Source organism: Rhizobium ruizarguesonis (assembly GCF_017357285.1).
Classification (GTDB): domain Bacteria; phylum Pseudomonadota; class Alphaproteobacteria; order Rhizobiales; family Rhizobiaceae; genus Rhizobium; species Rhizobium ruizarguesonis.
The window spans coordinates 357,327-375,745 of record NZ_CP071682.1; the positions used below are offsets into that span (position 1 = coordinate 357,327).

Below are 18,419 nucleotides of genomic sequence, written 5' to 3' on the forward strand. Positions count from 1 at the left end.
TGAGGCTGAGTTGTCCGATGCAATTTGCAGAATGGGCAGGCCGCCACTTGCTTCCGACGGCTACATTCAGGCAACCTCTGATGCTTCTACATCAGTCGCATGCTGACAGGAGCGTCTACATAGGGACCGGCAACAGTTGGAGCATTGAATTCAAAAATTGCTTTAGGCCGAACCTGCGAATTCCACCTCGGGCGATAGTGCCTGGTATTCAACATTTCTTCGTTCCCTTTTATTTCGTCGGGGTATTAGAATCCCCTTTGTTCCGAATTATAAGAAGATTGACTGAATAATTGAAAGTAGTCCTATGTGGGCTGGACGATAAAGTCACCGACACAGAGTTAAAATGAAGACGCGTACCCAGCAATTGCCATGACATGTAGGGGCCTGGGGCGATTTTCGCCTCGCGGCCGTTCACTATAATCACCGTAAGCGCCTCAAACAGCTGTTATTACTCAATCCGCGCGATGTGGATCTACGGGCGGCCAATGGTTGTCGGCGACGTTTCGTCATCGCCCACCAATACTCCGTGCACCTTTCAATTCTTCCACAGGACCGTGCGAAAATCCGTGCACGCGACGCCGTATCAAATTCGCAGATGGTTGGCCTTGGAGCACGAGAGCAAGGGCATGCGGCAAATTTGGCAAGCGCGGAACCTTTCGAGCTAGAGACGGGGGGATGTCGAAACCGGGCGTAGTCGCCTCTCCAAAAAATATCAGGTTAGCGACGTTGCAAGCGTTTAACTGGCGGTAACGAGTCCTCAACAACGGAGCTACCCTATACCTTTTGCGCAGCCTGAAAATGTTGCAGCGGAGTAGGCTCCGATCGGAGCCTCAGTCGCGGCGTTGGCGAGAAGCATCCCTAGCGATACAACTCGAGTATCACGCCGGAATGTTCAACGGCGAAGCTTTTCATATCGGCGCGGTTCAAATTCAATTTTATCCAGCGGATAGAACGGCCGCGCATGACGCCAACCGAATTGGTCGATATTGTAGGACGTCATTCCGGGAGTGTCGGCTGTAACAACGCGACCAACTTTTGCGAAATTGAGTTGAAAATGGTACCCAGACCGAGTAACGATGATCTTTGCGTTTTCGGGTTCTAGACCGATAGCCCTGAAATAATCTGGATCGATATAGGCGTAGGGTTGGTTTGTGAGCAGCACCTTGATTTTTCCGATCTGGAAAAGAGCATATTTCTCTATGTATGTTTTGGTGCCTCCATCAGACGGCCCGTCATATACCACAGGGACATTTTCTCCAATCTTGATAATTGTTCCATCGACGGTCACGCTGGGGCTTACTATGGAATAGTTTGCGCCGAACCTTAGGCTAATCATCTTTCCTGCGCCTGCGCGATTGCATGTTTCCACTGCGTTTGGATCGTAGATTGGAAAATAGGTTTCGACATCGATATTGTTCGCCAAGAGATAGTTGAGAATGTAGGTGCTGTCGCCTGGTCCGCCTGCAGCGACACGGTCTCCCTGATCGCCGATAATAATCGACCGTTCTGATTCCCTGACTTTTCTCAGCTCATCGTCAAGATCGGGATACTTTGCAATGAGATTGTCACGGTAGTTCCAAATCATTTGCATGATTTCGCCAGCAACCTCCCGAGCTTCATCAATCTCGCCATTTCCATATGCCAAAACGGTCTGTCCCATACCTTCGACGTCAAGGAATTGCTGACAGTTGAAGATCGACACGTCGTGAACCCTGCCTTGATTTACCGCGTCTCTTGCATGGGCATGGATCTCCACGAGCGGCCCCAACAGGGTCGTATCATTTCCCAGTGTCAGCATGGGAAGAAATGTCGCGGCGAGCGCCGGGTTGAAAGTGCCGTCCAGAATTCTCATTGCTGCCTGGAAAGCTCTTTTTGCGGTCGCCGATTGATCCTCATGCGGATTTGTCAGGTAACCGGAAAGGAAGTCGAGAGGTTCAAGTGTGCCTTCTTTGACGTGGGCATGGAGATCAAATGCAGCTGTGATCGGCACATCTCCCCCAACGATCGCACGGAGGCGCTCAACCAACACGCCTTCAGGGTCCGCCAAGCTCTCGGTGAGCATGCCTCCGTGCAGCGGAAGTACAATAGCATCGAAGTTGCCGCGTTTCGCGGCATCGACCATAATTTCACTCACCTCCTCGAAGACGCGATCCTGAACAGGTCCACCGGATTGCGCTCGAAATAGCGTGGGAACGATCAGATCGACGCCCACCTCGCATGCCGCGTCAATCACCCCGCCAAACGTGGAATTCGCACCGCGGTTTAATTCAACAGCAGCGGGGCCTTCGACTATGGTAAAGCGCTCGCGTCGCGTTACGATCGGATTGAAGCTATGGGATTCCTGGGCGATCCCACCGGTAAGTATTCGCCTTTTTGCCATGGTTCACCTGACTGTTGTTGCGGTTGGGCTAACATCAAGGCTACTTGAGAAGACTCAATTCTAACGCGCGGTCCCTCCGAGGAGTTCGTGGCGCCCGGGCGAAATTGCTTAGCTGTTTTTCCTCAGACGACACTTCCAGCGGAGCCGGGAGTTCCAACAATCGATGGCCATCCAAATTCTCGCGAGTTGGGTGGGATAAGCTGAAGCTTTATTGAACGCCGAGCGGCGGCACTGCACCTGCATCAGCCTCCGCACCAATCCGCGTTCTAGATCTGGAAGATCTCTCGTGGCAGGGTGCTGAACGTTTCAGCGCCAGAATCCGTAACCCGAAGTGTTTCGCTGATTGCGTAACCGAGATCTTCGCCAATCCAGTTACCCAACATCAGGTGAAACGTCATGTTCGGCTTCAAGATAGTGGGATCTCCAACCTTAAAGCTCGCTGTCGGTTCGGTCCAGTCAATGCCGATGGCATAGCCACATCGGGATTCCTTCTCAAAACCGAATCTTCCCAACGTTTCGTTGAACGCGGTGGCAACGTCCCCACAGGTCGCGCCTGGTTTCACAGCAGCGAGAGCAGCCTCAAGGCCCGCCACCTCCCCTTCATGGAGTCGCTGCAAAAGATCAGACGGCTTGCCGATCGAAAATGTTCGCATCAGGGCTGAAGTATAACCATGTCGAACCCCAGCGAGTTCGATATTGATCTGCGAACCATCTCGGAAATGATCTTCCGCCCATGAGATATGTGCAGTCGATGTTCGCGGCGAAGCACAAAGAGTGAAGCCAGCCGCATCGGTGCCGTGCTTACCTCCCGTCCCTCTAACAAGCTGCGCAATAGTTTCTGCTGCGGCGTCAGCCTCACTGACACCCGGACGGATTACCTCGGCTGCGCGCAACATCCCCGCATCGGCGATAGCCGCCGCTTCGCGCATGAGCGCGATTTCCAAATCGGATTTGATCCCGCGGATCCAGCAAACGGTATTGCTAAAATCCACGATTTCCGCTGCTGGCACCCGTGCACGGAATTTTTCAACCGTCCGAGTTGATAGGCTTTGTTCTTCGATCCCGATATTGGCCTCTCCGAACCCAGCTTCCAGCAAGTGGTCGATGAGCGCATCCCAGCCATCTTTTTCAGGATTTGCGATGAGGCTCTCGGGGTAGCCTATAACCCCGCTGCGATCGACAAACATTTGATGTATCGCAGCTGGCGCGTCCATGCGGCGTGTGATGAAGGTTGGTTCCTCATTGTTGAGCGCGACGATTAGACCTTGTGGCACATAGCCGGACTTGGCGGTGTAGCCAGTGAGGTAGGTGATGTTGGCAGGCACGACCACCATCAGAGCACTGATTTCGCGCCGCACCATTTCGGCTTTTACGGCAGCTAAGCGCCTCAAATACTCGCTTCGTGGAAAAACCTGCGGTCCCTGTGGCATTGCCATGACATCAACCTTTTCTTAGATTCTGGATGGTTTGAATTCTTCTTCCGGTGCGATGTAGCACCGGAAGCGGCTGACTCTCTGCTGAGCATTTTGAGGATCGCTTGAATGCTTCCTCACAGAGCGCGCGACGCATCTCCGCGTCGTCGGTTTGTCAGAGCAGTCAATCATGCAGGAGCTCCCAACAATATTGGATGGCAAGCTCGGCGGTAGGAATGAGGATTTTGTCCGATGCTCCGAAGGTCGGCGTGTGTACCCCCGTTTCATTTCCAGGCTCTCTGCTACCAAACTGAAAGTAGACCGAGGGTACGCAACCAGAGTAAAAACCGAAGTCATCGCTGCCAGAGCTCGGTTTTACCTGCAAATATTTATCTTCTCCGGCGGATCGGATGACGATCTGACGAAAACGCTCGACCATCCCTGCGTCATTGACGACGGCAGGTTCGCCGGACTGACAGCTGAATTCCACCCGGCCGCGGTGCGTAGCAGCCACACCCTCGGCGACCTCACGAACCCTCTGGATCAAGAGGTTCCGCCGCTCAGGACTGCTGGTCCGGATCGTTCCTGTCATAACAACTGAAGGGCAGATGATATTCGTAGCCTCACCCCCGTGAATGGTGCCAATGGTGATGATTGCCCCGTCATCGACGGGCATCTCGCGTGACACTACCTTTTGAACCTCGTTGATGAAGGCCCCCGCTATTGTGATGGCGTCAACGCCCGCGTATGACTCCGCGCCATGCGCCATTGTGCCGATGATATTCAGCTCGAATTGTTCAGAGGATTTTGTCACTGCGCCGGCACAGGCGCCAAAGGATCCTGCAGGAATATCGGTGTCGACATGAAAACCGACCGCGGCGTCGAACCCGACCAACAACCCCTCTTCCGCGACACTCCGTCCGCCGAGCGGCTCTGCCTCTTCCGCGGGCTGAAAAATCACTCGCAATTTGCCGGAGAAGCTCTGTCGCATCCGGTGAAACGCCAAAGCCGTTCCAAGTGCGATCGAGGCATGCATGTCATGCCCACACGCGTGCATAACGCCTGGGGTTTGCGACTGATAGGGAAGATCGTCACGACTTTCGTGAATGGGCAGCGCGTCTATGTCGCCTCGCAAGGCGATCGAACGTATTGGGCCGGGAGCCAGGCCTTCAATATCGACATAGACACCGGTATTGTGAAACGTCTTAGCTCCATCCAGTCCAAATCGCCTCAACGCTTCGATGATCCGCTTCTGCGTTTTAGTCTCCTGGTTTGATAACTCTGGTTCGCGATGCATTGCATGCCGCATTTCGATAACGGCTTCACGCTCCTCACGGGAGAGCAGATCGTTCGTGAGCACTGTCGGGCTACGGGTCATGAAATCGAATTCATTGGTTGAGACACGCGTTGCAGCCCAAGGTCCAAAGCGAACTTATCCCTGAGGTCATGCTCGCCTACGAGGTCCAGAACATGCCATGCTGTGGAATGCACGCTAGCCAACACCGGACATCCAAGCGCCCTAGTCATCTCCACCAAGTCAGATGGCTTTACCGTGAAGGCCGCGCAAGATACGAAGGCCGCGTCTACTGGCTGTGCATTCCCTAGGAGTTGGCTCAATTCTGCTTGTATCCGATTGACCGGCACGCGACCAATATCGTCGTCGGTTACCAGGTTCATAGAATGCGCGAGAGAAAGATCGGCGACGACCTCAATTCCGTAGCGAGCTAGATAGGGTGCAAAGGCATTGTGCAGAGCGGGTCCGTAGGGTGTGAGCAAGACGATCCGCTTAATATTGAACTCTTGCATCATTGCGACCGCAGCCATGCCCGGTGAAGTATATTGAAGACCGGGACGCCCTGAACTCAGGCGATGAACGAGTTCATCGTTTCCAAGTGCTATTGTCGCCGAGGTGCAGAGAAAGACGATCACATCGACCAGATCGTCAGGCGGCAAGGTAGCCAGGAGCACTGGCCAATCCGGTCTCGGTATGAAGCCGCCTTCCTCATGATTTTCCTCATCGTAGCCAGTCCGCGTGGTGAAAACGCGCAACGGAGCGCCCGCCATGGCAGCTTTGAACGCATCTTCGCCTACTGGATCGGTAGAGAGAGTAACCAAGCCAATACCTTTCATATTTTCCTCACAATCATGGGGGTCACCCGCCAGTTAATCGCCTCTTGAGCCTCAAAAAGAAATAGTCCGGCCGCCTCGTGTTGATCACCATCGCTCAAGCTCTCGGTGCTGAGCCCAGAAGTCCGACATAACGCCAAAGGTCCGATGAGACTTCGCGAGGATACTCGCGGTTGCGCTGCACTCGCGATGCCATGCAAAGCAGACATACACAGCTTCCCTCTAAGCTTGGACATCTAACGGCGCACCCAACGGTGCTCGGGCCCTCCACCAAGTGACATAAAGGACGATCATCCACAGTATCGGCAAAAGCGTGAGCAGCGATGCAACAGCCGCAACGGTGGGATCGATCTCGTTGCGGATATTCTCCCACATTTTCAGCGGTAAAGTTCGGACCGAGTAACCACTCACTAGTGATGTAGAAACGACCTCATCAAATGAATGGATGAAGGCGAACAGGGCGCCGCCAAGGATGCCCGGCCGGATAAGCGGTAGCGTAACTCTTATGAACGTCTTCAAAGGCCGAGCGCCCATGCTCAGTGCAGCTTGCTCAAGCCGCCTGTCAAAGTTGGCAAGCGTTGCCGCCACGATGACGACCACGTAGCTAATTGCTCCGATTGCATGTGCTAGAATGATCCCAGTCTCTGTGCCGATAAGGCCAAGATTGGCTAAGCCGAAGTAGCTGGCGACGGCAACAACGATAACCGGAATGGTGATCGGCGTCAGGACAACCATGGTGATGGTGCTGCGTAAATCGGACCTTACGCGGCTAAGTCCGTAGGCTGCTAGCGTTCCGACTATCGTTGACAAGAAAGTGACCCACAGGCCGATCTTGACGCTTACCCAAGCGGCCCCGTACCAGGAAAAGTCGCTGAAGAACGATACATACCACCGCAGCGACAGCGCGGTCGGCGGAAACTGCAATGTCGCACCATCGCTGAAGGACATGACGATGACGACGATCTCCGGAAATAGCAGGAACAAAATCACGATCGTTAGGAACGCTGGTGCAGCAAAGCAGGACAAACCCAGGTCATCCGTGGCCTGATACAATTCCACGGGCCATCGCTTGGCTCTGGAGGCGACAGAGAGCTCGTTCAAATAAGTACGGATCATTTGAAGGATCCCAGCACGCTCCGGCCATCTCTTTCTGACTTTCGGTGCGGGATCTTGCCCTCCTGAGAGGTTAAGGCCAAAAATCGACAGCAGGACGATGGTGATTGCTAGAAGCACGAACGATGACGCGCTTACAGAACCCATGTTGAAGCCAGTGGCCACCTGGGACGCGATGAAGGTCGAAAGCATCGCATCGCCCAGGCCGCCCAACGCCGCCGGCGTTATGTAGAAACCGAGGCAGATGACAAACACCAGCAGCGATCCGCTGCGTACGCCAGATATGCTCAAGGGAAAGTACACCCGCCAGAACGCCGTGGACTTTCTCGCGCCCATGCTTTTTGCGGCAGCAATTAGCGATGTATTGATTCCCATCATCACGCTGACAAGTGGAAGGATCATCATTGGCAGCATGATGTGGACCATCCCGATATAGACTGCAATACGATTGTAGATGAGAGGCTTCGGGTTGGAGATAAGACCAACATCCATAAGGATACTGTTGATTAAGCCATTGTCGCCAAGAATGACGATCCAGGAGTATGTACGGGCCAGCGCGCTAGTGAGATAAGGAATGACGACCAGCACCACGAGAACTATGCGCGCCCGTTTTCCAGCCGTTGAGATGAGATAAGCCGTCGGGTAACCGATCAGAAGGCAAACGAGGGTGACGATCGCACTGATCTCCAGCGTCTGGAAAAGCACCTTGATATTGGCGTACTGTCCTAGGAAGGACGTGTAGTTCTGAAGGCTGAAGTTGGGTGCGTTAACGCTCTCTAGAAACAGCTGTATTGTCGGTATCCCAAACACCGCGAGGAGTATGACAAGAGCCGGGAATACCAAGGTGAATGGCGCTTGTACCAGTCTCTGAAGTCGTTGCATGCCTTTGACCCTCAGCTTCATTCGCCCAGCGATCGGACGTCAACGCGCAGCCAATCAAGTCGGACGGTATCGCCAAGCCGGAAAGTTTCCTGAGCAGACGCAACATGTTCTCGCACAACAAGCAGAATAGTGCCGACCCGTACCTGATATTTTCTCAGCGGACCGGCATAAATCATGTCTTCAACAGTACCGATGGCCACACATCGCTTGTCTCGATCTGAAAGCGGCGTGGCGCGCTCCGCAGCGATCCGAACGCGTTCGGGCCTAATCATTGGCACAGTCCCAGGATTGGCCTCTTTCTCGAAACCGAATTCAGGACTATCCAACATGTTCGCCTCACCGAGGAAATTCGCGACAAAGCGCGTTGCGGGGCGGTCGTAGAGCGCTTCAGGTGTATCTAATTGTTCGATCCGGCCGCCTCGCATAACGACGATCCGATCGGAGAGCGTCAGAGCTTCCTCCTGATCGTGCGTTACGCAAATTGTCGTCTTCCCAAACTCGCGATGGAGAGCTTTGATCTCGCCTTGCATCTGCTCACGAAGGTTCCTGTCAAGCGCTCCGAGCGGTTCGTCCAATAAGAGAATCGGGGCATCAGCGATCAGAGCCCGCGCCAACGCCACCCTCTGCTGCTGTCCACCGCTTAGTTGCGAAGGCATTCGTTCACCGAAAGCTTCGAGATGGACGCGCTTTAGCATCCGGTCGACACGCGACATGCGATCTCTGGCGTTAACGCCCCGCATTTCAAGCGGGAATTCCAGGTTCCGTCGTACCGTGAGGTGGGGAAAAAGCGCGTAGCTTTGAAAGACGATCCCTTGATCTCGTCGGTACGAAGGCACGGCCGCCACCGACTTCCCGGAGATTAGAATGTCACCTTTGGTCGGCGATTCAAATCCGGCCAGCATCATAAGAGCCGTGGTTTTTCCGGAACCACTGGGACCAAGAATGGTGAGAAACTCACCGCAACGAATGGAAAGTGAGAGTCGACTAACCGCAGCAATAGGACCGTACATCTTGGTGACGTCGCGAAACTCTATCTGAGCGGAACTGCTGCTTTCCAAGCTCTGATCCTCGATATTTGTGTGGTCCGCCAGCCTCAATGGAGGCGCGGCGTCCGAGCGTAATGTAGCGGGAGGTGTCATGACGCTATCCTTCTAAACGTGAGCGAGAACACGGTGGCCATAACGCAAAGGCACTTGCAGAGCCTATTGGCGACAGACTCAGCGAAGGACCCATTCGCTCCAGCGCTGTACGAGTTGCTGCATGTTCGAAAGCCCGTCGGAGCCCACCTCAGAATACCACGGACCGTTCAATAGAATCGCTTTTTGGACGTTGCTGGGATGGCTGGGAAGCGTGAGCCCGATTTCCTCTGTCAGCAACTTGAACGCGTTCTTGTTGGTCGGGCCCTCAGGGTAGAGCTTAGCGAAGTTCGCTTGATTCTCAGCGCGGGAGACAAATTCGACGAACTTCTGTGCGTTCTGCGCGTTCGCCGCATTTTTTGGGATTACCCAATAATCACATGTCAGTTTCGCTTGGCTGCGGCTCATCTCAAGCGCGGCGCCTTGGGCGATGGAATGTGCTGCCCTGCCATCGTAGGCTTGCATCAAGTCGCCAGAGCCACTGAGCATGACTTGCTGAATCTCCGACCCAGAGGTCCACCATTTGCGAACGTGAGGCTTGATCTTGTCCAAGCTGGCGAAAATGCGATCGATGTCCATGGGGTAAAGTTTGTCTGGTGAAACACCGTCTGCCAGAAGGGCTTCTTCCCAAGGGCCCTCGTTTCCATATTGTCCTGAAACCATATAGCGCACGCCCGGAAATTTCTGGACGTCCCAGAATTCCGCCCAATTGCTGGGGCGCGGCTTATCAGCAGGATATTTTTTGGTATTGTAGACCAGATTGAGCGAGTAGAAGAAGAAGCCGACGCCAAAATCCTGCTTTACAGTTGGCAGGAGCCCTTCGACATCCTCCTTTCTGAACAAGGAGTAGTCAATCTTTTCAAGGTAGCCTTTTTTGTCAGCCTGAAGCGCCGCTCCACTCCCCATCGGACCCACGTCAATGCTGATACTGTTGGTCTTCTGCATCAACTCAAGCTGAGCGAGCTCAAAGTCTTGCGTAACCGGTATTACAGTGATACCCGTTTCGGCCTCGAACGGCTTTGCGTAAGCGTCGATCACAATTTTTCCAAGTTGTCCACCGTAGGTCAACACGCGGAGCTCGCCCCTTGCCTGCGCGGACGCGCTGACGGCGGGAGCAGCCAGAGCGCCGACTGCGATTGCAGAAGAAGCTTGCATAAAACGACGGCGATTGATCAGAATGTTCATTTTGTTCACCCTCTTGTGTGCTACTCGCCTCGATCGGCGGAAGCATTAAGATTTTTCTTCCACAATCTTTGAGACGTCCTGTTCAAAAAGCGTCCTGCACCTGATACCGGCTGTAATGGAACCGTGATCCGATGCCTTCGCGTTGTGGATTGCTCCCATACAAGCACGTTCCACGCGGTTGAGAAGTAGGTCTAACCGATCTGGTTACTATCTTCACCACTGCTAGCTCAATATGTAGGCGGCGTGATCGCGCTGAGAATTTCGCTCTGTCCATCATCGACGTTGCGAAAGCGGTGAGGAAGACGGCTATCGAAATAATATCCGTCGCCTGGCTTGAGCACTCGTTTTTTGTCTCCAACCGTGACTTCAACCATCCCCGATAGCACCATCCCAGCCTCCTGAGCCGCGTGTGAAAACCCCTCCCCTGTGTCTGCACCAGGCGCATAGCGCTCGTGCAACATCAGGAGCTGTCTGTTTGGGTGGTCCAGTCCGATCACGCGGTACGAAATCGTATCAACGTTTCCAATCTCAGCTAGATCAGCCGCTGTGTAGAATGGTGAATATGGCAGGGTTGATTGTAAATCAGAAAAGAAACCGGGCATTGTCGTACCCAAGGCTTCAAGCACTGCGCTGAGTGTATCGATCGAAGGGCTCATCTTGTCACGTTCGATCAGCGAAATGGTTGAATGAGAAATCCCTGAACGCGCGGCCAGCTCTCTGACACCCAAGTTACGTCGACGGCGCAGTTCGTGCAGCTTGCTCCCAATCTTGGGCATGTGACACTTGCTCCCGCAATGTTCAAAAGAGGATGATAATGACACTCCTCACGTTGAAAAGAAGCCTTAGGACCAAATAGCGACTACGTGCGGTGAATATACTGAACACCGTTTGGAGTTGCAATTGCCGGACTGGTCGGACTGCCCGATGCTGGCCTTACTCATCCCAATTTAGGAGGTTTTGATGACACCGCGTTTTGATGCGCTGAAAAGCAAGTTCATCCAGATCAAACAACCGGTCCGAGACGCCGTTTCCGATACGGCTCAGGTTGAAAACACCGTTAAGGATATTATTGCGAATGTCCGCGAGCGTGGCGATGCAGCGATCCGCGAATATTCCATCGCTTTCGACAAGGTCGATGTCACGAGCTTCGAGGTCACAGAAGAGGAGAAGCTGAAAGTTGTCGCCGATCTAGAGCCGCAGACGCGCGAAGATACCGAGTTTGCAATTGCTAACGTGCGCCGCTTTGCTAAGGCGCAGCTCGGCACCATTCTACCACTCGAAATCGAGAGCCTTCCCGGTCTCCACCTTGGTCACCGTGTGATCCCAATCGAAACGGTTGGCTGCTATGTGCCCGGCGGTCGTTACCCGCTTCTGTCGGCTCCGGTGATGACAATCGTGCCGGCTAAGGTCGCGGGCTGCGACCAAGTCATTGCGTGCCTGCCCCCCAACGCTCACCCTGCAATGATAGCGGGTTGCCATCTAGCCGGCGCCGACCGAATCTTCCGCGTTGGTGGCGCGCAAGCCATCGCCGCCATGGCATATGGCACTGAGACGATCCCAGCGGTCGACAAGATTGTCGGTCCAGGCAACGCCTTCGTCAACGAAGCGAAGCGCCAGGTATTCGGCAAGGTGGGTATCGACCAGCTCGCCGGGCCAAGCGAAATTTTTGTCGTCGCTGATGAAACGGCAAATGCATTCACGATTGCCACGGATCTGCTTGCCCAAGCCGAGCACGATGTTCGTACGCGAGTTGGTGTCGTTACTACCGACCGCAATCTCGCTGAAGGAATTCTCATCGAAGTCGAGAAACAACTGCAAAACCTGCCGACGGCTCCGGTGGCAGGCGTGGCTTGGAATCACTACGGCGAGATTACTGTCGTCGAAGACGAAGAGACAATGATCGCCTACTCTGATCACATTGCGACCGAGCATTTGCAGGTCCACACCCGTGACCCGCACGCGACCGCGAAGAAGCTTCGAAACTACGGCTCGATTTTCATTGGCGACCTTGCCAGCGTTGTCTATTCCGACAAATGCTGTGGCACGAATCACACTCTGCCGACTATGGGTGCGGGGCGCTACACGGGCGGCCTCTGGGTGGGCTCCTACGTGAAGGTAGCAACCCATCAATGGCTTGACGAACGCGGGGTCGCCGCAGTTGCTCCGGCAGCTACTCGTCAAAGTGCAACTGAAAGGCTCGAAGGACATAGGCGTGCCGCAGCACTTCGCCTCAGCCCCAACCAGTTCGCTGCAAAGTGATCTCGCCATGCGCAACTGCCTCGACTAATTCGAACGGACGTAGTCAATTACACTGCAGCAGATTGTCTAAACAGCGGTGGTGCGGTTCACACGCGCGGCTTCAATCGAGGCTGCAACGGCAAGGCCGTGTAGCGACAATGCTGGAAATGAAAAGCCAGGCGTTTGGCGCGAAACGATCCGCTCAAGCTGCCGACAGCAGATTAATTTCCGCAACCCTCGTTGCAGTTCCTTGCAATGTAGTAGGCCGTTATCGGCATCAAACGCATGACTGTGATATTCATGGTGCGTAGCCGTAGTCCACGCTCGCCTGAAAAGCCCATTGTAGGCCACGCGGCGAGCTTGCAAACGATGCGAGATCACCCGTCACGATCTAGTCGCGCCTCAACGAAAATACTAGGCGGCCTCCGAGCACCTGAACAAATTCGGTAGGCAAATACGCTAACAAGGAGACACCAATACCGGTTCGAAGCTAAATCCAATTAGTCATCGCCACGGTCTTTGGGCAGAGGATCGGTTACAGAGCATGAACATCCTCTTCGTTTTCAGCCGCTTGCCATTTAGCGGAAGCTCAACCTTTCAAGCTCCTGTCACTTCAAGAATGAGCTTCATTTCGAAGCCACGTCAATGGTACTATGTTAGCCGTTAGCGACGTGCAGGCGGCTAGATTGGTCGCTCAATTGCAAGCTCGAGCTGGGGCGGCGTACCCACATGCAGCGCGACAAGCAACTGACCAACCTCCTGATCGGCGAGAGAAAGCCTGCCGTTCAGGCGAAGGTAGTCAGTCCACGTTGGAGTGCGGAACGTCTCCGTCCACTTTGACGGCTTTCGAAGATCTCGTTGAAGACTCCAGCCTCGCGCGCCTGCTCGACTCATAGAATGACGACGAATTCGCATATAGCGGAGGAAAATCTCAAGATCGGCCTCTTCGATGAAATATTCTGTTTTTGAGATTATGGGGCCGGTTCGAGGGTCCAAATTGAGATCAAGTTCAGGGGGCCGAAATTCCGAGTAACGTTGATCTCTTTCCACCACGACATGGGCCGGCATAAGATATCCAGCGGCTGCGAGCAAAAACAAGCCGGCCGCAGCCCATATGAGTGCTGAATTCAGGGACAGGCCTTCAGCAACGGTCCCCCAAATCCAACTTCCAACAGCGATACCGCCACTAAGAAGGGCATAATATATTGAGTAGGATCGCCCAAACACCCACCTCGGACTAGCCCGCTGTACCCAACCATCGAACCCGGACCAGGTAATAAGCCAACCGGCACCCCCCAAGGCCAGCGCTATCGTCCCGAGGATCATCGACGACGTGAGGGCAAGCGCGAGGCAGCACACAGCACAAGCGCCAGCGGCGAGCGTCATCAACAATTCCTGCGGCAGCATGATCCTCAGATAACGGCTGCTTGTTCCAGCGAGGCACGCGCCCGTTCCAAAGCCCGCCGAAAGAATGCCTAAGACCATAGGATCGCCAGCTGCTCGATCCTGAGCAATCACTGGCAGAAGCGAAAGGATAGAACTGGATGCCAGCCCAAACAGCGTGGCGCGTATGATCGCCGCCCTTAGATCTGGGGTTAGGGCCGTGAAGCGTAAACCGTTTTGGATTGAGGTCGCAATTCGTTCAGGAGGTAGGATGGACGAACGCGCGGGCCAGCTATTGCGCCACACCGCGCCGATTGGTGCCAAAGTGGTAACCGCGGCGAAGCCGAGGGCTGACAGCGGACATAGAAATGCCAGGATCGCCCCTGCCAAGGCTGGCGCTACGCTGCGCGATGTATTGTAGCCAACAGAGATTAGCGTCACCGCGGCTTGAATTTCGCGCTTGTGAAAGATGTCGCCCACGGAAGCATGCCAACCGGGTTCGTACAGCGCAAAGCCGCAGCCAGCCAGAAAATTCAATCCAAGAAACAACCAGGGATTGGTAAAGTCAAAGGCAGCAGATAGCGCTGTCAGAATCGAGGCTATCGCGACCACGGAAAGCCCCGCGAGCATCAACAGACGGCGGCTGAAATTATCAGCAATGGCTCCGGCGATGATCGAGACAAAAAAGGCTGGCAACGTTGTGGAAGCCAGCACAAGCGCAACTATTCGCGGAGAAGAGGAACTCGTGAGCAGCCAAGAGACAGCAAGCGTTTGCACGACCCATCCCATATCAGCGATCTGCATGGCCATCCAGATGGATCGAAACGCCGCATTGTTTAGCGGGGCGAGGGCCGTTGGGCCTGGCTCCGGAAGGTAATCATTTTCGTTCGTCATGGACTTCCCACTCGGTGCATTGCGCTTGCGACACGCACTGAGCGCGTCACGCAGGTGCGGGACCCTTGTTGGTAAGGTATGAGACCCGTTCCCAGACCGAGGCAATCAGCCGGCGGAACGAATGGTGGAGAAGCAGTTTGCACAGGCGACGGAGCTCCCGTATCGCTCATCCTGAATGTCATGGTGGTCTCACTAGGCTGCGCGACGAGGAGCTCGCATCTGCTAGACGGTCATGCGACAGGACAGGCTGACCGGATTTATCCGTTGATAAGAGCAGCCTCAGGGTGCAAGCGAGGTGGGAGAGATCTTTCGGACAACGAACGCGGCGTCTGTAAGCTTTCGCGCCCGTGACAGTGATATGAGCTGTCATCGACGGTTCCCTTCGTTCCTAATCACATCAATGTTCGATTGAAAATCCCGTCCCATGCCCGCGCCGCTGGCGCGGGGAGATGAAGGATGTAGATTGTTGCTAATCGTTAACGGTCGGAAATGGTGTGATCGGCCAAGTGATCAAGCTAACAGCACGTCGAAGTATCGCGTCAGCCCGAGAATGGCTGGTAGAGGCAGCGATGACATGTCCGATCATGTCTCGATAATCGCCCTTCCGGATGATAAGGCTACCGGGTTCGATATAAAATCGGATATCGATAACTCCTGGCACAGCCGCCGCCAGACTGGTACCCTCGGTGTGATCCAGAATGCCGTCACGATCAGGAACTAGGAACCGCGCGGCCGCAGTGTTCGTATGCTTTGCCCGCAGATCGCATTCGTCACCGATGGCAAGCTTGATATGTTGCTCGATGATGTCGATGCCGTACGCGAGTTTAATCAAGCAAGGGGTGGTCCAGCCGGGGAGGCGTGGGTTCACTTCAATAACCACGGGGCCACGCTTTGTCCACCGGAACTCAATGTTCGCGGGCCCCCAGCCGAGCCCAAGAGCGCGCAAGCAAGTCAGCGAAATATCGGCAATAGACTTCCGTCCCTCATCAGATAGCACTGCCGGAAACACGCTCCCGCACGGGACGAAATGCGGTGAGGGGACGAAGTTGGCCGTGCCATCCGCAATGACCGCGTCTCCCATCGTCGTTGTTTCATAGAATGGGCCCTCTGCGAATTCTTCCACCAGTATCCGCGGCGAAGACCCCCATAAGGGCGTCCCGTCCAACAGATGGGCCGTATGTGTGGTCAGCTCTTTGGCATTGCGGCACAATCGGACACCGATGCTGCCACCGCCTACAGCTGGCTTAATAATCACCGGCAGCCCAATCTCGGCTGCCGCGCTCTCTACCTCCTTCGCGGTCGCTGCTAAGCGATATTCAGGCATGGGAACGCCGGCCTTTGCGAGGAGCTCGCGTTGAGTAAACTTGTTAGCACATTGTTCAATCGATGAGGGATTTGGTCCGGGTAGAGCGAAATGCTCGCAGAGCTTTGCAACAGTCACGTAAAGCGACTCGTCGACGCCAGAAAAACCAGTGATGCCAACAATGTCATAGGTCGCGCGTAGCCCGGAACATTCGCGAATCAGCGCCTCGAGATCACTTGTATCGACACGGATCGCCTCAGTGCCTTCCGCCAAAAGGTAGTCGTATTGAGCTGGATCAGCTGCCAGGGTAATTGGGTAAAGTCCATTGCGCTTGGCTTCTTGAATGTAAAGTAGCCCATTACTCCTATGACCTTCAATTAGGATAAATGCTCTTGTTGCCACTTGCATTGCCCTCTCGTTGCGGTGGGATAGCCTCAGCCTAAATCGGCGTATTCTTTTTGTACGATTCGCATATCCTCTATAGTTTCGGCAGGTGCTGCGACTTGTCATTTGTGGTTGTTGACGTCCACGCTCGTGCTCGAAAACACCCACGGCAATGGCCTTTGACGCCATGCGTGCCGTGATCTCCAAAACTCAGTTAGTGGCCATTTGCGCCACACCGATTGTTGCCGCAATCTCGGAGCATACGAGGGGCAGTTTCGCAGCCAGCTGCTTATTGTTTTTCTCGATGAATTTGAGAAACACCTCGTCGTACATGGTCACATAGTTGAGCTTCCCGACTGCTGAGCTCGACAAAACCGGGATTGATGACAGATCTATTACGGCGCGAGGCTCGAGACACAGAAGCGCATTCCGAAGAATGGTTGCGTATTCATCATTCACATCGGTGGTCGCGATCACAGCGATCGACCGCGGTCCGCGTGCGCGTCCAACTTCTGCCGGGCGGATGAGCGCGACTTCTACGTCAGTCAATCTGCGGAGACGTTTGCGAAGTTTCTTGGGATTCCGCGTTACGATTTCTGTCGAGCGGAAACGCTCTCCCACGCCACTCCTGATCAGGTCACGACCCAGCATACCCGCCCCAATCATTAAAAGGCGGTCGCGTGGCGCTCCGTCTTTGAACAGGTCATCTATGATGTCCCGGACGATTTGGTCATAGTTGAACGGTGCAATGAACCCATGTCGCGCACGCGCTCTGCGACCCACATCGATCGCGAACCGTGCTATTTGAAAAATCGGAAGGTTTGGATCAAGAAGTTCACTAGCTTTTTCGAGTTGATCGCTGACGTAGTTCTCGCCGAGGATCTGGGAACGGGCGCCGGCTGCGATTTCGGCAAGACGCTGAACAATAGGGACCGCACCTTGAATGCGTCCACATGCAAAGCCAGAAAATACCGTGCTATTGATGTCCCCGAGTGCCGACTCGTTACAATAGACCTCAACCCGTAGGCAGGTCGTAACCAGCAGAACTCCTTTTCGCGCTAGTTCGCCCGCAATCGGCTTGATCTTCGCCGAATGTTGCGCCATGGCAAGTGGCGAGGTCATCTGATGATCAACATAAATGCCAACAAGTTCGCTCATCGCTATCTCCTGAAGGACTGAAGCACAAGCGGTTTTCGACGACGTCACGAGTTGAAGCTCTTCATCGAGCCTTGCTCTGTCGCGAGACGCAGGACCGTCCTGACCCTTTGCGCTCAGTATGAGGTCCGCTACGTGTCGTCACTGCCGAACGGCATCGAGGTCCGCGAGTTCGGGTTGGAAGCCGTTCTGTGCATGCCGATGCCGTTAGCCCGGGGAAAACCTGTATAACGAGCAGACATTGCGTTGCTTTTTTCAATCTATCGATCTCCGTTTCCGCGACATGGTCAGGTGGCTGTTCCTGCCGAATTCCTCTTTGCAAGGTTCGTGCCGAGTTCGGGCGGTGAGCCATGGACATGTATTTACGTTTTGATTCCGTCGCTTAGCTTAAAAATGGCAAACCAGTGGTTCGACAAGAATGTGGCGCGGACATTACAAACCCGACAGTTGATTTCGGATGTTCGTTGTCATGTCGGGACTGCGCCGTTCGGCCCTTCGAGCGAATTAAAACCTGGATGAGTTTTGGCGGGAAGGTCATCAAAAGCTTCGGATCACACTTTTTACCGAGGTCAGACCGAAGTCTGAGTTCGCAAGTAATAGAGGGAGGTACAAATGAATCTCTGCTTGCGCGCTCCATGTGGGTTCGAGGGTGCGGCTTCCTTGTTCCATGTCGAGCATGGCGCGTCGCAGCTCTCAGGTCGCTCCGTTCATGACGCTGACCAGGGAACATTCGTGTTCGCCCTGCCGCCAGTCGCTGCTTTTTGTGGCGAGCAACTCGATCGACGCGAGATCTAGAAAGCTAGAGCCTACGATGCAGCGCCTAACCT

Annotated in this window: 12 protein-coding genes; 1 reads left to right on the plus strand and 11 read right to left on the minus strand. The window is 54.4% G+C overall.

The features are described from left to right. Window positions 1-892 precede the first annotated feature (892 nt). The 8 genes from J3P73_RS35960 to J3P73_RS35995 form a co-directional block, all read right to left on the minus strand. Window positions 893-2,380 (minus strand): M81 family metallopeptidase, encoded by a 1,488-nt coding sequence (locus J3P73_RS35960; RefSeq protein ID WP_168332217.1) that lies wholly within the window; start codon window positions 2,378-2,380, stop codon window positions 893-895. 266 nt (window positions 2,381-2,646) lie between these two features. Further along, window positions 2,647-3,816 (minus strand): M24 family metallopeptidase, encoded by a 1,170-nt coding sequence (locus J3P73_RS35965; protein ID WP_207580275.1) that lies wholly within the window; start codon window positions 3,814-3,816, stop codon window positions 2,647-2,649. A gap of 160 nt (window positions 3,817-3,976) precedes the next feature. Further along, on the minus strand, window positions 3,977-5,170 hold the full coding sequence (locus J3P73_RS35970; RefSeq protein ID WP_180695721.1) for a M20 metallopeptidase family protein: 1,194 nt from the start codon (window positions 5,168-5,170) through the stop codon (window positions 3,977-3,979). Further along, a complete protein-coding gene (locus J3P73_RS35975) occupies window positions 5,167-5,922 on the minus strand; it encodes an aspartate racemase/maleate isomerase family protein (protein WP_245002784.1) in 756 nt (251 codons plus the stop codon). The genes J3P73_RS35970 and J3P73_RS35975 overlap by 4 nt, the downstream gene beginning before the upstream one ends. Before the next feature lie 219 nt (window positions 5,923-6,141). Next, window positions 6,142-7,914, minus strand: a complete 1,773-nt coding sequence (locus J3P73_RS35980) for an ABC transporter permease subunit (RefSeq protein WP_168299469.1) — start codon at window positions 7,912-7,914, stop codon at window positions 6,142-6,144. 17 nt (window positions 7,915-7,931) lie between these two features. After that, the gene (locus J3P73_RS35985) at window positions 7,932-9,053 is read right to left on the minus strand and encodes an ABC transporter ATP-binding protein (RefSeq protein ID WP_207580276.1); all 1,122 of its coding nucleotides are present in this window, start codon (window positions 9,051-9,053) and stop codon (window positions 7,932-7,934) included. Window positions 9,054-9,131: 78 nt separating this feature from the next. After that, window positions 9,132-10,235: an ABC transporter substrate-binding protein gene (locus J3P73_RS35990; protein WP_018517587.1), complete on the minus strand. Its 1,104-nt coding sequence runs from the start codon at window positions 10,233-10,235 to the stop codon at window positions 9,132-9,134. A 227-nt stretch (window positions 10,236-10,462) separates the two neighbouring features. Next, on the minus strand, window positions 10,463-11,011 hold the full coding sequence (locus tag J3P73_RS35995; protein ID WP_018517586.1) for a cupin domain-containing protein: 549 nt from the start codon (window positions 11,009-11,011) through the stop codon (window positions 10,463-10,465). Window positions 11,012-11,195: 184 nt separating this feature from the next. Between J3P73_RS35995 and hisD the strand changes: the two genes are divergently transcribed. Beyond that, entirely contained in the window at window positions 11,196-12,494 is a 1,299-nt protein-coding gene (gene hisD, locus J3P73_RS36000; protein WP_018517585.1) for a histidinol dehydrogenase, read from the plus strand. A gap of 660 nt (window positions 12,495-13,154) precedes the next feature. Here the strand turns inward: hisD and J3P73_RS36005 are convergent. From J3P73_RS36005 to J3P73_RS36015, 3 genes are all read right to left on the minus strand, one after another. Further along, window positions 13,155-14,750, minus strand: coding sequence for an MFS transporter (locus J3P73_RS36005; protein WP_168299472.1), 1,596 nt, complete (start codon window positions 14,748-14,750; stop codon window positions 13,155-13,157). A 469-nt stretch (window positions 14,751-15,219) separates the two neighbouring features. After that, the gene (locus J3P73_RS36010; RefSeq protein ID WP_425328915.1) at window positions 15,220-16,455 is read right to left on the minus strand and encodes an ATP-grasp domain-containing protein; all 1,236 of its coding nucleotides are present in this window, start codon (window positions 16,453-16,455) and stop codon (window positions 15,220-15,222) included. A 192-nt stretch (window positions 16,456-16,647) separates the two neighbouring features. After that, the gene (locus J3P73_RS36015) at window positions 16,648-17,595 is read right to left on the minus strand and encodes a Rossmann-fold NAD(P)-binding domain-containing protein (protein ID WP_018517582.1); all 948 of its coding nucleotides are present in this window, start codon (window positions 17,593-17,595) and stop codon (window positions 16,648-16,650) included. Window positions 17,596-18,419 lie beyond the last annotated feature (824 nt).

Bases quoted from the DNA above. Each gene is read 5' to 3' on its own strand.
- J3P73_RS35985 (WP_207580276.1), bottom strand. From the start codon at position 9,053: ATGACACCTCCCGCTACATTACGCTCGGACGCCGCGCCTCCATTGAGG.
- J3P73_RS35980 (WP_168299469.1), bottom strand. From the start codon at position 7,914: ATGCAACGACTTCAGAGACTGGTACAAGCGCCATTCACCTTGGTATTC.
- J3P73_RS35975 (WP_245002784.1), bottom strand. From the start codon at position 5,922: ATGAAAGGTATTGGCTTGGTTACTCTCTCTACCGATCCAGTAGGCGAA.
- J3P73_RS36005 (WP_168299472.1), bottom strand. From the start codon at position 14,750: ATGACGAACGAAAATGATTACCTTCCGGAGCCAGGCCCAACGGCCCTC.
- J3P73_RS36015 (WP_018517582.1), bottom strand. From the start codon at position 17,595: ATGAGCGAACTTGTTGGCATTTATGTTGATCATCAGATGACCTCGCCA.
- J3P73_RS35965 (WP_207580275.1), bottom strand. From the start codon at position 3,816: ATGGCAATGCCACAGGGACCGCAGGTTTTTCCACGAAGCGAGTATTTG.
- hisD (WP_018517585.1), top strand. From the start codon at position 11,196: ATGACACCGCGTTTTGATGCGCTGAAAAGCAAGTTCATCCAGATCAAA.
- J3P73_RS35995 (WP_018517586.1), bottom strand. From the start codon at position 11,011: ATGCCCAAGATTGGGAGCAAGCTGCACGAACTGCGCCGTCGACGTAAC.
- J3P73_RS35960 (WP_168332217.1), bottom strand. From the start codon at position 2,380: ATGGCAAAAAGGCGAATACTTACCGGTGGGATCGCCCAGGAATCCCAT.
- J3P73_RS35990 (WP_018517587.1), bottom strand. From the start codon at position 10,235: ATGAACATTCTGATCAATCGCCGTCGTTTTATGCAAGCTTCTTCTGCA.
- J3P73_RS35970 (WP_180695721.1), bottom strand. From the start codon at position 5,170: ATGACCCGTAGCCCGACAGTGCTCACGAACGATCTGCTCTCCCGTGAG.